The sequence below is a fragment of the Salmonella sp. SAL04157 genome (assembly GCF_046551635.1).
GTDB lineage: Bacteria > Pseudomonadota > Gammaproteobacteria > Enterobacterales > Enterobacteriaceae > Salmonella > Salmonella enterica.
Map to the genome: position 1 here is coordinate 92,235 of NZ_JBGDVS010000006.1, position 14,404 is coordinate 106,638.

General features: G+C 53.1%; 13 protein-coding genes and 1 pseudogene. 9 read left to right on the plus strand and 5 right to left on the minus strand.

All coding sequences use genetic code 11. The features are described from left to right. Positions 1 to 229 precede the first annotated feature (229 nt). A complete protein-coding gene (gene pgm / locus ACLJRE_RS14525; protein ID WP_000974372.1) occupies positions 230 to 1,870 on the minus strand; it encodes a phosphoglucomutase (alpha-D-glucose-1,6-bisphosphate-dependent) in 1,641 nt (546 codons plus the stop codon). Between the two features lie 24 nt (positions 1,871 to 1,894). Continuing rightward, positions 1,895 to 2,437 carry a replication initiation negative regulator SeqA gene (gene seqA, locus ACLJRE_RS14530; RefSeq protein WP_000848395.1) on the minus strand — a complete coding sequence of 181 codons (543 nt, stop codon included), beginning with the start codon at positions 2,435 to 2,437 and terminating at the stop codon, positions 1,895 to 1,897. Positions 2,438 to 2,621: 184 nt separating this feature from the next. On the opposite strand from seqA, the gene ybfF reads away from it, so the two are divergent. The 9 genes and pseudogenes from ybfF (at position 2,622) to tcuC (ending at position 10,258) form a co-directional block, all read left to right on the plus strand. Further along, positions 2,622 to 3,392, plus strand: a complete 771-nt coding sequence (gene ybfF, locus ACLJRE_RS14535) for an esterase (protein ID WP_000773249.1) — start codon at positions 2,622 to 2,624, stop codon at positions 3,390 to 3,392. Between the two features lie 133 nt (positions 3,393 to 3,525). Beyond that, positions 3,526 to 3,819: a LexA regulated protein gene (gene ybfE, locus ACLJRE_RS14540; protein WP_001040939.1), complete on the plus strand. Its 294-nt coding sequence runs from the start codon at positions 3,526 to 3,528 to the stop codon at positions 3,817 to 3,819. A gap of 150 nt (positions 3,820 to 3,969) precedes the next feature. After that, the gene (fldA, locus tag ACLJRE_RS14545) at positions 3,970 to 4,500 is read left to right on the plus strand and encodes a flavodoxin FldA (RefSeq protein ID WP_001018621.1); all 531 of its coding nucleotides are present in this window, start codon (positions 3,970 to 3,972) and stop codon (positions 4,498 to 4,500) included. 203 nt (positions 4,501 to 4,703) lie between these two features. Further along, positions 4,704 to 4,789, plus strand: a pseudogene (locus tag ACLJRE_RS14550) (ryhB-regulated fur leader peptide). Then, positions 4,782 to 5,234, plus strand: a complete 453-nt coding sequence (gene fur, locus ACLJRE_RS14555) for a ferric iron uptake transcriptional regulator (protein ID WP_000131699.1) — start codon at positions 4,782 to 4,784, stop codon at positions 5,232 to 5,234. Before ACLJRE_RS14550 ends, fur begins: the two are co-directional and overlap by 8 nt. A 114-nt stretch (positions 5,235 to 5,348) precedes the next feature. Beyond that, complete coding sequence (gene tcuR, locus ACLJRE_RS14560; RefSeq protein WP_023212934.1) at positions 5,349 to 6,275, plus strand: tricarballylate utilization LysR family transcriptional regulator TcuR; 927 nt, start codon at positions 5,349 to 5,351, stop codon at positions 6,273 to 6,275. Positions 6,276 to 6,372: 97 nt separating this feature from the next. Continuing rightward, the gene (gene tcuA / locus ACLJRE_RS14565; RefSeq protein WP_000228705.1) at positions 6,373 to 7,776 is read left to right on the plus strand and encodes an FAD-dependent tricarballylate dehydrogenase TcuA; all 1,404 of its coding nucleotides are present in this window, start codon (positions 6,373 to 6,375) and stop codon (positions 7,774 to 7,776) included. Next, positions 7,763 to 8,902 (plus strand): tricarballylate utilization protein TcuB, encoded by a 1,140-nt coding sequence (gene tcuB, locus ACLJRE_RS14570; protein ID WP_000811137.1) that lies wholly within the window; start codon positions 7,763 to 7,765, stop codon positions 8,900 to 8,902. Before tcuA ends, tcuB begins: the two co-directional genes overlap by 14 nt. A gap of 51 nt (positions 8,903 to 8,953) precedes the next feature. After that, positions 8,954 to 10,258, plus strand: coding sequence for a tricarballylate/proton symporter TcuC (tcuC, locus tag ACLJRE_RS14575; RefSeq protein ID WP_000057011.1), 1,305 nt, complete (start codon positions 8,954 to 8,956; stop codon positions 10,256 to 10,258). 48 nt (positions 10,259 to 10,306) lie between these two features. Here the strand turns inward: tcuC and chiQ are convergent, their stop codons facing one another. The 3 genes from chiQ to glnS all read right to left on the minus strand — a co-directional run bounded on the left by chiQ (position 10,307) and on the right by glnS (position 14,362). After that, positions 10,307 to 10,639, minus strand: a complete 333-nt coding sequence (gene chiQ / locus ACLJRE_RS14580; RefSeq protein ID WP_000722260.1) for a ChiQ/YbfN family lipoprotein — start codon at positions 10,637 to 10,639, stop codon at positions 10,307 to 10,309. Positions 10,640 to 10,688: 49 nt separating this feature from the next. Beyond that, positions 10,689 to 12,095 carry a chitoporin ChiP gene (chiP, locus tag ACLJRE_RS14585; RefSeq protein ID WP_001258803.1) on the minus strand — a complete coding sequence of 469 codons (1,407 nt, stop codon included), beginning with the start codon at positions 12,093 to 12,095 and terminating at the stop codon, positions 10,689 to 10,691. A gap of 599 nt (positions 12,096 to 12,694) precedes the next feature. Further along, positions 12,695 to 14,362, minus strand: coding sequence for a glutamine--tRNA ligase (gene glnS / locus ACLJRE_RS14590; protein ID WP_001287186.1), 1,668 nt, complete (start codon positions 14,360 to 14,362; stop codon positions 12,695 to 12,697). Positions 14,363 to 14,404 lie beyond the last annotated feature (42 nt).

A 14,404-nucleotide genomic window follows, 5' to 3' on the forward strand; every position in this document is an offset into this window, starting at 1 on the left:
CGGGGAGTAATCCCCGGTCATTCGGTTGCTGAAGGTGGCGATCGTAAGGCACCCTTCAGGACATGAACAAATAGTAAAAAACAAAGCCCGCATGGACAATCCGCGCGGGCTTTTTTGTGTGTTCAAATAGGGCATTATCTGGACACACAAAAATAAAATCCCTATATTTTCAGTTTGTTAAACATCATATAAAGGAGCCGTAAGGCTCCTTTTTCTTCCATATCGCCCATCAGGCGTTTTTCAATACTTCGCTAACGATTTCAACGGCTTCTTTCTCAATCTGCTTGCGATGTTCTTCCCCCAGGAAGCTTTCGCAATAGATCTTGTAAGCGTCTTCCGTACCGGATGGACGCGCGGCGAACCAGCCGTTATCGGTCATTACCTTCAGGCCGCCAATCGATGCGCCATTACCCGGCGCTGCGGTAAGACGCGCGGTAATCGGGTCGCCTGCCAGCGTGCTGGCGCTGACCATTTCCGGAGACAGTTTAGACAATGCCGCTTTCTGGGCCGAGGTCGCTGCCGCCTGCAGACGGTTATAGCTCGGCGCGCCAAAACGCGCTGCCAGTTCATTGTAATGCTCTTGCGGGTTTTTCCCGGTAACGGCGGTGATTTCCGCCGCCAGCAGGCACATGATGATACCGTCTTTATCGGTAGACCACGGCGTACCGTCGAAACGCAGGAACGAAGCGCCCGCGCTCTCTTCCCCGCCGAAACCAAAGCTGCCGTCGAACAAACCGTCAACAAACCATTTGAAGCCAACCGGCACTTCCACCAGCTTGCGTCCCAAATCATTCACCACGCGGTCAATCATCGCGGAAGAGACCAGCGTCTTACCGACGGCAACATCTTTGCCCCACAGCGGACGATGCTGGAACAGGTAGTTAATGGCGACCGCCAGATAATGGTTCGGGTTCATCAGCCCTGCAGGCGTCACGATGCCATGACGGTCGTAGTCCGGGTCGTTAGCGAAGGCCAGGTCAAACTTGTCACGCAGCGCCAGCAAACCCGCCATCGCGCATTCGGAGGAGCAATCCATGCGGATCGCGCCATCTTTATCCAGATGCATAAAGCGGAAGGTTTGATCAACCTGATCGTTGACTAACGTCAGGTTAAGCTTGTAATGCTCTGCGATACGTTTCCAGTATTCAATACCGGAGCCGCCCAGCGGATCAACGCCCAGCGTCAGACCGGCTTTCTGAATCGCCGCCATATCAACGATATCCGCCAGCCCTTCGACAAACGGCTGTACCAGATCTACCGCTTTAACGTGGCCCGAGGCCATTGCCGCATCCAGAGAGATGCGCTTAACGCCTTGCAGGCCATCCGCCAGCAGCGCATTGGCGCGATCTTCTACCACTTTAGTGACGTTGGTGTCCGCCGGGCCGCCATTGGGCGGATTATATTTAATACCGCCATCTTCCGGCGGGTTGTGCGACGGCGTAATGACAATACCATCAGCCAGCGGGCCGCCTTTTTTGTTATGGACCAGGATAGCATTTGACACGGCAGGCGTTGGCGTGAAGCCATTATTTTCCTGCACGATAACGTCTACGCCGTTTGCCGCCAGCACTTCCAGCACGGAAATGAAGGCCGGTTCCGAGAGCGCATGGGTGTCTTTCCCCACATAGCAGGGGCCGGTAATGCCATTCTTCGCCCGCTCTTCAGCAATCGCCTGGGCGATCGCCAGAATATGCGGTTCGTTGAAACTGTGACGACCTGCGCTACCGCGATGGCCGGAAGTGCCAAATTTCACGGCATGTTCTGCATTCCCTGCCTCCGGTTTCAGTACATAATACTGCGCCGTCAGTTGGGCGACGTTAATCAAATCACTCTGTTGCGCGGGTTGTCCTGCGCGGTTGTGGATTGCCATTGCCTGGTCCTTCTAATGCAAGGATTAAATTGTTCCGCAAACCTTTTCAATCAATTCCGCCGGGAATTGCATTGACTGCATGATGTGTTCGATCATGCTGCATTTACGGCCGGTGTTGGTGTTGGTGATCACCCAGTACGGCGTGCCGGGAACGTGCTTAGGTTTAGTTTGATTCCCATTTTTCAGCAGCGTTTGTTCATCCGCCGCAAAATAGACGCGCGTGCGGCCATGCAACGACTCCGTCGCCTCCGCAAACGCGTGGTGATCCAGTGAATAGAGTGTAGTCAGAATCAGCATAAAGCGGTTGACCGCTTTTTTCTGCTCGGCATATTCGTCAGACAACAACAGCTCACGCATCGCGCGAACTTTGTCTTTTACCGGGTTAACCGGTTTCGCTTCGGCAACGGGTTGCGCCGCAGGCGTCCCCTTCACCGCTGAAGCCGTTGGCTGTGTCGTGGCGGAAAACTTCAACATACGCCGTAAAATGTCGGATGCGCTCTCGCCGATATGCTTGGTGTGGCTGGCAATATAGCTATAGAGTTCATCATCAACTTCAATCGTTTTCATCTTAATCCAGTGCGATGTCTTTGCTGAATACAAGTCATTGGGATTATAGGAACAAATCCCAACAGCGGATAGCGTTAAGCCCGGCTGACAAAAAAACTCGGAGTAAACCTTAGAGGTTGCAGCCCAGTGGCAGAATGGTCAACATAATACCCTAACCCGACAGAGCGAAAAAAAGAACTTTGCCATGAAATTAAACATCCGAGCGCAATCTGCACAAAACCTGCACAATAATTCCCCCATCGTTCTCGTTCATGGTCTGTTTGGCAGCCTGGACAACCTCGGCGTACTGGCGCGCGATCTGGTGACCGATCACGACATTATTCAGGTCGATATGCGCAATCATGGTTTATCGCCGCGCGATCCGGTCATGGATTATCCGGCAATGGCCCAGGATCTTCTGGATACGCTTGACGCGCAGCAGATTGAAAAAGCGACGTTTATTGGTCATTCCATGGGCGGAAAAGCGGTAATGGCGCTGACGGCGCTGGCGCCCGATCGCATCGATCGTCTGGTCGCGATTGATATCGCCCCCGTGGATTATCACGTTCGCCGCCACGATCGCATTTTCGCGGCCATTAACGCCGTCAGCGAATCCGACGCGACATCCCGCCAACAGGCGGCAGGGATTATGCGCCAGCACCTCAACGAAGAAGGCGTGATCCAGTTTCTGTTAAAATCCTGGGCTGAAGGCGAATGGCGTTTTAATGTTCCGGTATTATGGGAGCAGTATCCGCATATCGTCGGCTGGGAAACCATTCCGCCCTGGGAATATCCGGCGCTGTTTATTCCAGGCGGTAACTCGCCGTACGTGACCGAAGCGTACCGCGACGCGCTGCTGGCGCAATTCCCTCTGGCGCGCGCGCATGTGATCGCCGGCGCGGGCCACTGGGTACATGCTGAAAAACCAGAGGCGGTTCTGCGCGCCATCCGCCGTTATCTGCACGATAAACGCTAACTGATTAAAAACTCATCGCCTGTGCGCGATTACGCGCGCGGGCGTTGGCGTCGCTTCCTCGCTGATGTATGATGGCGCGCTATCCATCCGGGCATAAGCCTGGCTGATTGTTTCCCCCGAAGTCACCAAAATCATGGCCAAAGAACAAACGGACCGTACGACATTAGATCTGTTCGCGCACGAGCGTCGCCCGGGACGACCTAAAACGAATCCGCTTTCGCGCGATGAACAGTTACGCATCAACAAGCGCAACCAGTTAAAACGCGACAAAGTTCGTGGCCTCAAGCGTGTCGAATTAAAACTCAACGCACAAGCGGTTGACGCGCTGAATGAGCTGGCCGAAGCGCGCAACATTAGCCGCAGCGAGCTCATTGAAGAAATATTAATGAAGCAGCTTATGGCGCTGCGCGGCCAGGGTTTAGTCTGAAAATAAGTTTTGTTTCATATTTCGTGTAGCAGAGCGTGCAGTCCCGCGTGATTGCTGTTTCCGCATATCTGCCTGTTCTGCTATGATTGCCCTTATCCGTGGGCAATTCGCCACCACCATTTCAATAAGTTTCAAGAGGTTATTTTACTCATGGCAATCACTGGCATCTTTTTCGGCAGCGACACCGGTAATACCGAAAATATCGCAAAAATGATTCAAAAACAGCTTGGTAAAGACGTTGCCGATGTGCATGACATTGCAAAAAGCAGTAAAGAAGACCTGGAAGGGTATGACATTCTGCTGCTGGGCATCCCAACCTGGTACTATGGCGAAGCGCAATGTGACTGGGATGACTTCTTCCCGACTCTCGAAGAGATTGACTTTAACGGTAAGCTGGTGGCGCTGTTTGGCTGTGGCGATCAGGAAGACTACGCGGAATACTTCTGTGATGCGCTGGGCACGATTCGCGACATTATTGAGCCGCGCGGCGCCACGATTGTGGGTCACTGGCCAACCGCAGGCTATCATTTTGAAGCCTCTAAAGGTCTGGCTGACGACGATCATTTTGTCGGCCTGGCGATTGACGAAGACCGTCAGCCTGAACTGACCGCCGAGCGTGTTGAAAAATGGGTTAAGCAAGTTTCAGCTGAATTGCACCTCGACGACATCCTCAACGCCTAATCTTATGCGGCGCAGCGTTATATCTGCGCCGCATCAATAGACAAGACCAATCAAAATAATTGCTACAAATTTGTAACTTTCGCACCCATCCCTGTACAATGTCCGGGTGTAATCAGGTGGCGCCAGAATTTGCAGGCAAAACCACAGTTTTATTAACATCTGCGAGAGACTTGCGGTTTTCATTTCGGCATGGCAGTCCTATAATGATACGCATTATCTTGAGTGCAATTTCTGTCACTTCTCTAATGAAGTGAATCGTTTAGCAACAGGACAGATTCCGCATGACTGACAACAATACCGCATTAAAGAAGGCTGGCCTGAAAGTAACGCTTCCTCGTTTAAAAATTCTGGAAGTTCTTCAGGAACCAGATAACCATCACGTCAGTGCGGAAGATTTATACAAACGCCTGATCGACATGGGTGAAGAAATCGGTCTGGCAACCGTATACCGTGTGCTGAACCAGTTTGACGATGCCGGTATCGTGACCCGCCATAATTTTGAAGGCGGTAAATCCGTTTTTGAACTGACGCAACAGCATCATCACGACCATCTTATCTGCCTTGACTGCGGAAAAGTGATTGAATTTAGTGATGACTCTATTGAAGCGCGCCAGCGTGAAATTGCGGCGAAACACGGTATTCGTTTAACTAATCACAGCCTCTATCTTTACGGCCACTGCGCTGAAGGCGACTGCCGCGAAGACGAGCACGCGCACGATGACGCGACTAAATAAGTGTAAATCTTTCGAAGAGCCAACCGCCCGGTTGGCTTTTTTATATCCTCCTCTTTCCTGCCGCTTGATGTTGATTTAATGTAAAAAACGCTATCGCATCTCAGGAGAGCAGGAATGGAGCTTCGCCAGTTACGCTATTTCGTGCGTATTATTGAAACCGGCAGTATGGGCAGCGCCGCGCAGGATCTTGATATTGGCGTTTCAGCATTAAGTCAACAGATGTCCCGTCTGGAAAACGAGCTCGCCATCCGTCTGTTGCAGCGCACCTCGCGCGGCGTAACGCCAACCAACGCCGGGCTGGCCTTTTATTCGCAGGCGCAACTCGCCCTGCGTCATGCCGACGATGCGATTCTCGCCGCCAGAGAAGCGCGCCTTTCCGGTCATGTGAGCGTAGGAATGGCCCCCAGTACCGCCTCCATACTGGGTATACCGTTTATCCATGCCATGCAGGAAAACTATGCCGATGTCCGACTGCATGTGGTGGAAAGCTTGTCCGGTAATCTGGAAAGAATGATCAATACCCGCCAGATTGATTTAGCCGTTGTCTTTCAAAAAGATAAAATCCTGCGCTGGAGCGCCAGACCGATCCTTGAAGAACAGCTTTTTCTGATTGGCTCCCATGCCCTGCTCGCGGTGCTTCCTGATAACCCGATCACACCTGAACAACTGGCAGGCATTCCGCTCATTATGCCAAGCCAGGGACACGGGCTGCGCGGCAGGCTGGACGCTGTCTGCCAGGAACATGCGCTTAACGTTGAAATCGTCGCGGAAATTGACGGCCTGGCGTTGTTGATGCGCGCCGTGCGCGACGGTCTTGGCGCCACGTTGCAGCCCGGCGCGGCGATTTCTCATCTGGATAACGACGCGCTACGCGTGATCGGCGTCCATAATCCGGTACTCAGCCGCCCCAATTTTTTAGTCAGCCTGTCGGATGATGAACTGACGCCCGCCGGCCTTGCCGCCAGAGTAGTCCTTACCAAAGTTATGCGTCAGTTAGTCGACGCCGGTGAATGGCCAGGCGCAACCCTTTACGCTTACTAAACCCCTGTTTAGCGCTACCTGATAGCGCGCCGCTTATTTATCCGTATACATTTCAATTACAAATTTAACAAATAGTTAAATGGTACGGGAGTATAAGATGGTTGATGTACTGGTGATAGGCGGAGGCAATGCCGCATTATGCGCCGCCCTGACCGCACGGGAAGCGGGCGCATCGGTTCTGCTGCTGGAGGCTGCCCCGCGGGAATGGCGCGGCGGAAATTCTCAGCACACACGAAACCTGCGCTGTATGCATGATGCGCCGCAGGATGTGCTGGTAGAAAGCTATCCTGAAGAGGAATTCTGGCAGGATCTGTGGCGAGTCACCGACGGCAACACCAACGAGGCGCTGGCGCGGCTGGTCATTCGCACCTCTTCGCAATGCCGCGACTGGATGCGCAAACATGGCGTTAACTTTCAACCGCCACTGTCTGGGGCGCTCCACGTTGCGCGCACCAATGCGTTTTTTATGGGCGGCGGGAAAGCGCTCGTCAATGCCTATTACCGTAGCGCCGAACGGCTGGGCGTACAGATTCGCTATAACACGCCGGTTCACGCGCTTGAACTTCATGACGGCGAATTCGTGGCAGCGCTGGCGGGTAGCGAACGTATTACCGCCAAAGCCTGCGTATTAGCGGCTGGCGGTTTCGAATCAAACCGTGAATGGCTGCGGGAAGCCTGGGGAGAAAACGCCCGCGGCGAATGGCCCGCGGATAATTTCCTGATTCGCGGCACGCGTTTTAACCAGGGCGTATTACTCAAATTTATGATGGATGCCGGCGCGGATATCATTGGCGATCCGTCCCAGTCGCACTGCGTAGCGATTGATGCCAGGGCGCCGCTGTACGACGGCGGTATTTGTACTCGCGTGGATTGCGTATCGCTGGGTATTGTCGTGAATCGCGACGCCGAACGTTTTTATGATGAAGGCGAAGATTTCTGGCCGAAGCGTTACGCCATTTGGGGGCGGCTGGTGGCTCAACAGCCAGGACAAATTGGCTATTCGATTATTGACAGCAAAGCCATCGGCCACTTTATGCCGCCGGTTTTTCCTGGCGCGCAGGCCAATACGTTGGCAGAACTGGCCTGCCAGTTGGGGCTGGACGCGGAAAAATTTACCCATACCGTCACGCAGTATAACCAGGCCTGCCAACCCGGTCATTTTGATCATACCTTGCTTGATGACTGCGCCACCAAAAACCTGACGCCGGCGAAAACCCACTGGGCGCGCCCGCTTGATGCGCCGCCCTACTACGGTTATGCGCTGCGACCCGGCATCACGTTTACCTACCTGGGCCTGAAAGTTAACGAACGTGCCGCGGTGCATTTTGCCGGTCATCCAAGCCGCAACCTGTTTGTTGCCGGCGAGATGATGGCAGGAAATGTTCTGGGCAAGGGGTATACCGCAGGCGTAGGCATGTCTATCGGCACAACCTTTGGCCGCATTGCGGGAATAGAAGCCGCCCGCGCGGCGCACAAGGAGGCGCAGCATGAAACAGCTTGAAAAATTAATCATTGAGGCCACCGTGCTTACCGAACCGGAAGCCGAGGTCGAACGCGTCATGCAAGTGTGTAACGCATGTCGCTACTGCGAAGGTTTTTGCGCGGTATTTCCGGCGATGACCCAGCGGCTCGAATTCGGTAAAGCCGATATTCATTATCTGGCAAATTTATGTCATAACTGCGGTGCCTGCCTGCACGCGTGCCAGTACGCGCCACCCCATGAATTTGCCATTAACGTGCCGAAAGCGATGGCGCAAGCCCGCCTGGAGACGTATCAACAGTATGCCCAGCCCGCCGCTTTTGGCGCGTTATACCGTCGGGCGGGGATCACCGTCGCGCTGGCGCTGATAGTCGGTCTGACGCTCTTTTTATTACTGGCGATGGCGCTGAAAGGGTCGCTGATTCATCCACCGCTGGCCGGTGACTTCTATCAAATTTTTCCGCATAGCCTGCTGGCATGGATGTTTGGCTCAGTTTTTGTGCTGGCAATCGGTTTGCTTATGGCGGGCGTAATTCGCTTCTGGCGTGAGATCTCGCCGGGCGTACCGCGTTCGGCGGAGATTGCCGAAGCGTCGCACAATGCGTTAACGCTGAAATATCTCGACGGCGGTCACGGCAAAGGTTGTAACGAAGCGGACGATGCGTTCACGCTGCTGCGCCGTCGCTTTCATCACTTTACCTTCTACGGTTTTATGCTCTGTTTTGCCGCCACGGTCGTGGCGACGGGCTATCACTACGTCGCCGGTTGGGAAGCGCCCTACCCGTTCTTTAGCCTGCCGGTCATGCTCGGCACGCTGGGCGGTATCGGTCTGCTTATCGGCCCGGCCGGGCTACTGTGGCTCAATCTGCGGCGGTCGCCGTTACATGGCGATGCGCGCCAGAAACCCATGGATCGCAGCTTTATTCTGCTGCTGTTCTTAACCAGTCTTACCGGGCTGGCGCTGCTGGCAGGCAGAGACACCAGCGGAATGGGCATACTGCTGGCGCTCCATTTAGGCGTGGTGATGGCGCTCTTTCTCACCCTTCCCTACGGAAAATTCGCCCACGGATTTTTCCGCTGCGCGGCCTTACTCAAATGGGCAGTTGAGAAGCGACGCGGAAAACATGCGGGGGATACAGGCAACTGACCCGCAAACATCTTACCCATAAAACAATAAAGACAGTGGAGAGCAAACCCTATGGCACAACACACACCTGCAACATCGCGCGCCGGCACGTTCGGCGCAATACTGCGCGTGACAAGCGGCAATTTTCTTGAACAGTTTGATTTTTTCTTGTTCGGATTTTACGCCACCTATATCGCCAAAACGTTTTTTCCGGCGGAAAGCGAATTTGCCTCATTAATGTTGACCTTTGCCGTCTTTGGCTCCGGTTTTTTAATGCGCCCCGTCGGCGCGATTGTGCTTGGCGCCTATATTGACAGAATCGGACGTCGTAAAGGGCTGATGGTAACGCTGGCGATTATGGGCTGCGGTACGTTGCTCATCGCCCTCGTCCCCGGCTACCAAACGATCGGCCTGGCAGCGCCTGCGTTGGTGCTGTTAGGCCGGTTATTACAAGGATTTTCTGCGGGCGTTGAGTTAGGCGGCGTCTCGGTTTATCTGTCCGAAATCGCAACGCCAGGCAATAAAGGGTTTTATACCAGTTGGCAATCCGCCAGTCAGCAGGTCGCGATCGTTGTTGCCGCGTTGATTGGTTATAGCCTGAATATCACGCTGGGACACGACGCGATATCGGAGTGGGGCTGGCGAATTCCGTTCTTTATCGGCTGTATGATCATTCCGCTGATTTTTGTTTTACGTCGTTCATTACAAGAAACAGAAGCGTTTTTACAACGCAAGCATCGCCCCGACACCAGGGAAATTTTTGCAACTATCGCCAAAAACTGGCGCATTATTACGGCCGGAACGCTGCTGGTGGCGATGACCACCACAACGTTTTATTTTATCACCGTTTATACGCCGACCTATGGCAGAACCGTGCTTAATCTCAGCGCGCGGGACAGTTTGATCGTCACCATGTTGGTGGGGGTGTCCAATTTTATCTGGTTACCCATTGGCGGCGCGATTTCCGACCGGATTGGCCGTCGCGCCGTGTTAATGGGCATTACGTTGCTGGCGCTGATCACCACCTGGCCCGTCATGCAGTGGCTGACCGCCGCGCCCGACTTTACCCGCATGACGCTGGTACTGCTGTGGTTCTCTTTCTTTTTTGGCATGTATAACGGCGCAATGGTCGCGGCGTTAACCGAAGTGATGCCAGTCTATGTGCGTACCGTTGGTTTCTCGCTGGCCTTTAGCCTGGCGACGGCGATTTTTGGCGGCCTGACGCCGGCCATCTCTACCGCGCTGGTAAAGTTAACCGGCGATAAAAGCTCGCCCGGCTGGTGGCTGATGTGCGCAGCGTTATGTGGACTTGCCGCGACGGCGATGCTGTTTGTACGTCTGAGTCGCGGCTATATCGCGGCAGAAAATAAAGCCTGAAAAAACCACGGGCGGAAAACATTCGCCCGTGGGTGGCAAGGCAGGGTTTTATTGCACGTTATTATGACTGCGAATTTCCTGCCAGACCTTATCGCAGTCAGCCTTGACCGCCTGATCGTTACCCGTGCGCGTCGCCTGAATGCACTGCTGATAGTCCAGTACCCGCACGCTTTCTTCGTTAGCAAATTGCTGATGTTTACGCTCTTTTTTAAGGACATTCAGCACGCTTTGGCAGGCCTCTATCTTCTCAGGCGAGCCCTGTGCGGTATTGATACAGGCGCTGTACGCCTCTTTCAGCCGACTATCTTCTTCCGGCGCGGGTGATGACGCGCAGGCCGTCAAACCGGCGGTCATGCTGGCGATGAGTAAAATTTTTTTCATAGGTCGTTCCTCAACAGCGCGGCAGACCGGCAGCCTGCCGCATCTGACATCAGAAAATAGTGAATGGCGCAATAACGATAAATTTCACGTCACGTTCATCCTGGAAGATGTTGCCGTAACCACCGCCCCAGCTTGGAATATTGGAGTGGTTGTCATATTCGGTGAAGTGCAGTTTGAACATGGTGCCTTTGGCACGCCCCTCCTGCAGGGTATAGACCGCATCCAGACTGTATGAGGACTCTTCGATAGTGCGGTTTTTGTCGTAGTAAGCATCCGGGTTACTTTGCCAGGTTGCCGGTTTAGCATCCCAGGCGTAAACGTAAGACGCGCCCACAGCCCAGCCCGGCAGATTCCAGTTTTTCAGGTCATACATCGCGCCGAAGAAAACCGCCTTTTCACCGTTAGCGTTAAAGTCGGAGCGGTTATCCCACCAGATATCCAGACGACCGTTTGAAGAGGCGTAGGTTGGCGTCATACGTTGCAGAAAATAGCCCTGCTGACCGTCCGCTTTCACCCAGGTACCTTCCAGACGCAGGTCAACCACTTCCGCGACTTTGTAGCCGAAGGTCAACGCCTGCAGCCAGGCCGTACCGTCGTAAATATCATTCACGCTGCGATCGTCTACTTTGTCGCGCGCGCCGTAGAACTGGTAACTGGTGGTGAACGGATTGCCGCCTAAATCAAATTTATAGCTGGCCTTCGCGAAATATTGATCGACATAGCCTTCGGACTGACCAAACGCCGCTTCCAGCACCAGATCATTTTTGAAGTCGTACTTCGCGCCGATGGAGTGGAGGTAGTCCACATTGGTTTTTTTATCCGCCTGATAAAACTTATCCATTTCGGTATGCCACGGCGCTTTATATTCGTTAGTCCACATGTAGGAAAAACTTAACGCGCCCGCATCGCCATAGTCAAAACTGGCGCCAGCTTCCGCACCCTGATAGGTACCCGGCATAAAACTCCAGTGCGGCGCTAACAGCGTCTGACCGGTAGGCTGAATATAACCGGCGCGCGCCCAGACCGGGCCATATTTAAATTTCGCTGCGGCTTTATAAAGACTGATACCGCTCTTATCGCCGGAATAGTCTTCGTCGTAGCCTTTATTCTTTTTCGAGAAGGCAATTTCGTTTGGATGACCGCTGTCGCCGTTTTCTGCCATTTCAATCGCGGTAAACGCCGCGATATCCAGACCGAACATATCCGCAGCGTAACCAGACTGAAAATCCAGGTTAGCGTTCCAGGTCGCATGAGAAAGGTTAGTTTTATATTTGTCGCCGTCGGTCACATCTTTGCGATCGCGTTCACGCTGCCAATAATAGATGCCGCCCGTTAACGTGGAGTCGTCGAAAAAGCCGGAGGCTTGCGCCTGCGGAACAACGATCCACCCCGACATTGCTGTGATACCGGCGATAGCCAGAGCCAGCGTACTACGTTTGCCACTAAACGTACGCATAAGTTAATCCTCTTTGACGTATAAATTGCTGCCGACAAAAGCGAACAGCGAAAAAATAAAAATAAAAAGTAGCGCTGAGAAACCTCATTTACTACGTTAAATAGACTATTTTTCGCGATGCGAATTATCAATCTCTTTCTGTAACCAGTATGTAATAATATGAGCAACCGCACATATTTAATTGCTTTCTGTTACATTCGGCTGCTGGTGGGGGAAGCAGACCGCCAGAAAGAAAATTGACTTGTTTTCCATAGGCATGAAAATAATTGTCTCCTGTTGACCTGACGCTTATAACATTTAGATTAATAATCATTTATCAGATCAATAATTTTCAGAGAATAATTAATTCGCCTCGCAAAAAAGAGAATCGACTTAGAGCCTATCCCACCAGGCGTTATTGGCGCAGCCAGTTTGGACACGGACAGCGCGCAAAAACCGGAGCGTACACGTAGTACGTGAGGATTTTGAGCACTGCCCAGGTCCAAAATGGCAAGTAAAATAGCCCTAATGGGATAGGCTCTTGGAAATGCAGAGAAAAAACGCCGCAAAACGCGGCGTTGATAAGGTATTTTTACAGTATTCGCCTGTAGGTGCAGTGCTTACTCGCCCGCTTTCGCCCAGGTATCACGCAGGCCCACGGTGCGGTTAAAGACCAGCTTATCGGCCGTTGCATAGCGGCTGTCGAGGCAGAAGTAGCCTTCACGTTCAAACTGGAAAGCTTTTCCTGCTACCGCCGCTTTCAGCGACGGCTCGCCATACCCCTGCTTAATCACTAATGATTCGGGGTTGATAACGGACAGGAAGTCCTCCGCGGCGCCTGGATTCGGCACGCTAAACAGACGGTCGTAGAGACGAATTTCAATCGGCAACGCATGTGCTGCGCTAACCCAGTGGATTACGCCTTTCACTTTACGCCCGTCAGCCGGATCTTTACTCAGCGTATCGGCATCATAGGTACAGAAGATGGTGGTGATATTCCCTTCGGCATCCTTCTCTACGCGCTCCGCTTTAATGACGTAGGCATTACGCAGACGCACTTCTTTGCCCATCACCAGACGCTTGTACTGCTTGTTCGCTTCTTCGCGGAAATCCGCGCGATCGATCCAGATCTCACCGCTAAACGGCACTTCACGGCTGCCCATCTCCGGTTTATTCGGATGGTTAGGCATGGTAACCATTTCGCTCTCACCCTGCGGGTAGTTTTCGATAACCAGTTTTACCGGATCGATTACCGCCATTGCGCGCGGCGCGTTTTCGTTCAGATCTTCGCGAATGCAGGATTCCAGCGACGCCATCTCAATGGTGTTGTCCTGCTTGGTGACGCCGATGCGTTTGCAGAACTCACGAATAGAAGCCGCGGTATAGCCGCGACGGCGCAGACCGGAAATAGTCGGCATACGCGGATCGTCCCAACCTTCGACGTGTTTGTCGGTCACCAGCAGGTTCAGCTTACGCTTGGACATCACGGTGTATTCCAGATTCAGCCGCGAGAATTCGTACTGGCGCGGGTGAACCGGAATGGTGATGTTGTCCAGCACCCAGTCGTACAGACGACGGTTATCCTGGAACTCCAGCGTACACAGAGAATGAGTAATGCCTTCCAGCGCATCGCTGATGCAGTGAGTAAAGTCGTACATCGGATAGATGCACCACTTCGTGCCGGTCTGATGATGCTCGGCGAATTTAATGCGATACAGCACCGGATCGCGCATCACGATAAACGGCGACGCCATGTCGATTTTAGCGCGCAGACAGGCTTTACCCTCTTCAAAACCGCCGGTACGCATTTTTTCAAATAGCGCGAGGTTCTCTTCGACGCTGCGATCGCGGAACGGGCTGTTTTTACCCGGCGCGGTCAGCGTACCGCGGTATTCGCGGATCTGCTCCGGCGTCAGCTCATCAACGTAGGCCAGGCCTTTATTGATTAGCTCGACCGCATAGGCGTGCAGTTGGTCAAAGTAATCGGAGGAGTAGCGAATATCGCCAGACCAGTGAAAGCCTAACCACTCGACGTCGTTTTTAATCGAATCAACGTACTCGATATCTTCTTTTACCGGGTTGGTGTCATCGAAACGCAGGTTGCACTGGCCCTGATAATCTTGCGCGATGCCAAAGTTCAGGCAGATAGATTTCGCGTGGCCGATGTGCAGATAGCCATTCGGCTCCGGCGGAAAACGGGTATGGACAGTGGTATGTTTACCACTCGCCAGATCTTCATCAATAATCTGACGAATAAAGTTAGTCGGGCGGGCTTCAGCCTCACTCATCGTGGATTCCTCAAAGCGTAAACAACGTATAACGGCATATGA

Bases quoted from the DNA above. Each gene is read 5' to 3' on its own strand.
- pgm (WP_000974372.1), bottom strand. From the start codon at position 1,870: ATGGCAATCCACAACCGCGCAGGACAACCCGCGCAACAGAGTGATTTG.
- seqA (WP_000848395.1), bottom strand. From the start codon at position 2,437: ATGAAAACGATTGAAGTTGATGATGAACTCTATAGCTATATTGCCAGC.
- ybfF (WP_000773249.1), top strand. From the start codon at position 2,622: ATGAAATTAAACATCCGAGCGCAATCTGCACAAAACCTGCACAATAAT.
- ybfE (WP_001040939.1), top strand. From the start codon at position 3,526: ATGGCCAAAGAACAAACGGACCGTACGACATTAGATCTGTTCGCGCAC.
- fldA (WP_001018621.1), top strand. From the start codon at position 3,970: ATGGCAATCACTGGCATCTTTTTCGGCAGCGACACCGGTAATACCGAA.
- fur (WP_000131699.1), top strand. From the start codon at position 4,782: ATGACTGACAACAATACCGCATTAAAGAAGGCTGGCCTGAAAGTAACG.
- tcuR (WP_023212934.1), top strand. From the start codon at position 5,349: ATGGAGCTTCGCCAGTTACGCTATTTCGTGCGTATTATTGAAACCGGC.
- tcuA (WP_000228705.1), top strand. From the start codon at position 6,373: ATGGTTGATGTACTGGTGATAGGCGGAGGCAATGCCGCATTATGCGCC.
- tcuB (WP_000811137.1), top strand. From the start codon at position 7,763: ATGAAACAGCTTGAAAAATTAATCATTGAGGCCACCGTGCTTACCGAA.
- tcuC (WP_000057011.1), top strand. From the start codon at position 8,954: ATGGCACAACACACACCTGCAACATCGCGCGCCGGCACGTTCGGCGCA.
- chiQ (WP_000722260.1), bottom strand. From the start codon at position 10,639: ATGAAAAAAATTTTACTCATCGCCAGCATGACCGCCGGTTTGACGGCC.
- chiP (WP_001258803.1), bottom strand. From the start codon at position 12,095: ATGCGTACGTTTAGTGGCAAACGTAGTACGCTGGCTCTGGCTATCGCC.
- glnS (WP_001287186.1), bottom strand. From the start codon at position 14,362: ATGAGTGAGGCTGAAGCCCGCCCGACTAACTTTATTCGTCAGATTATT.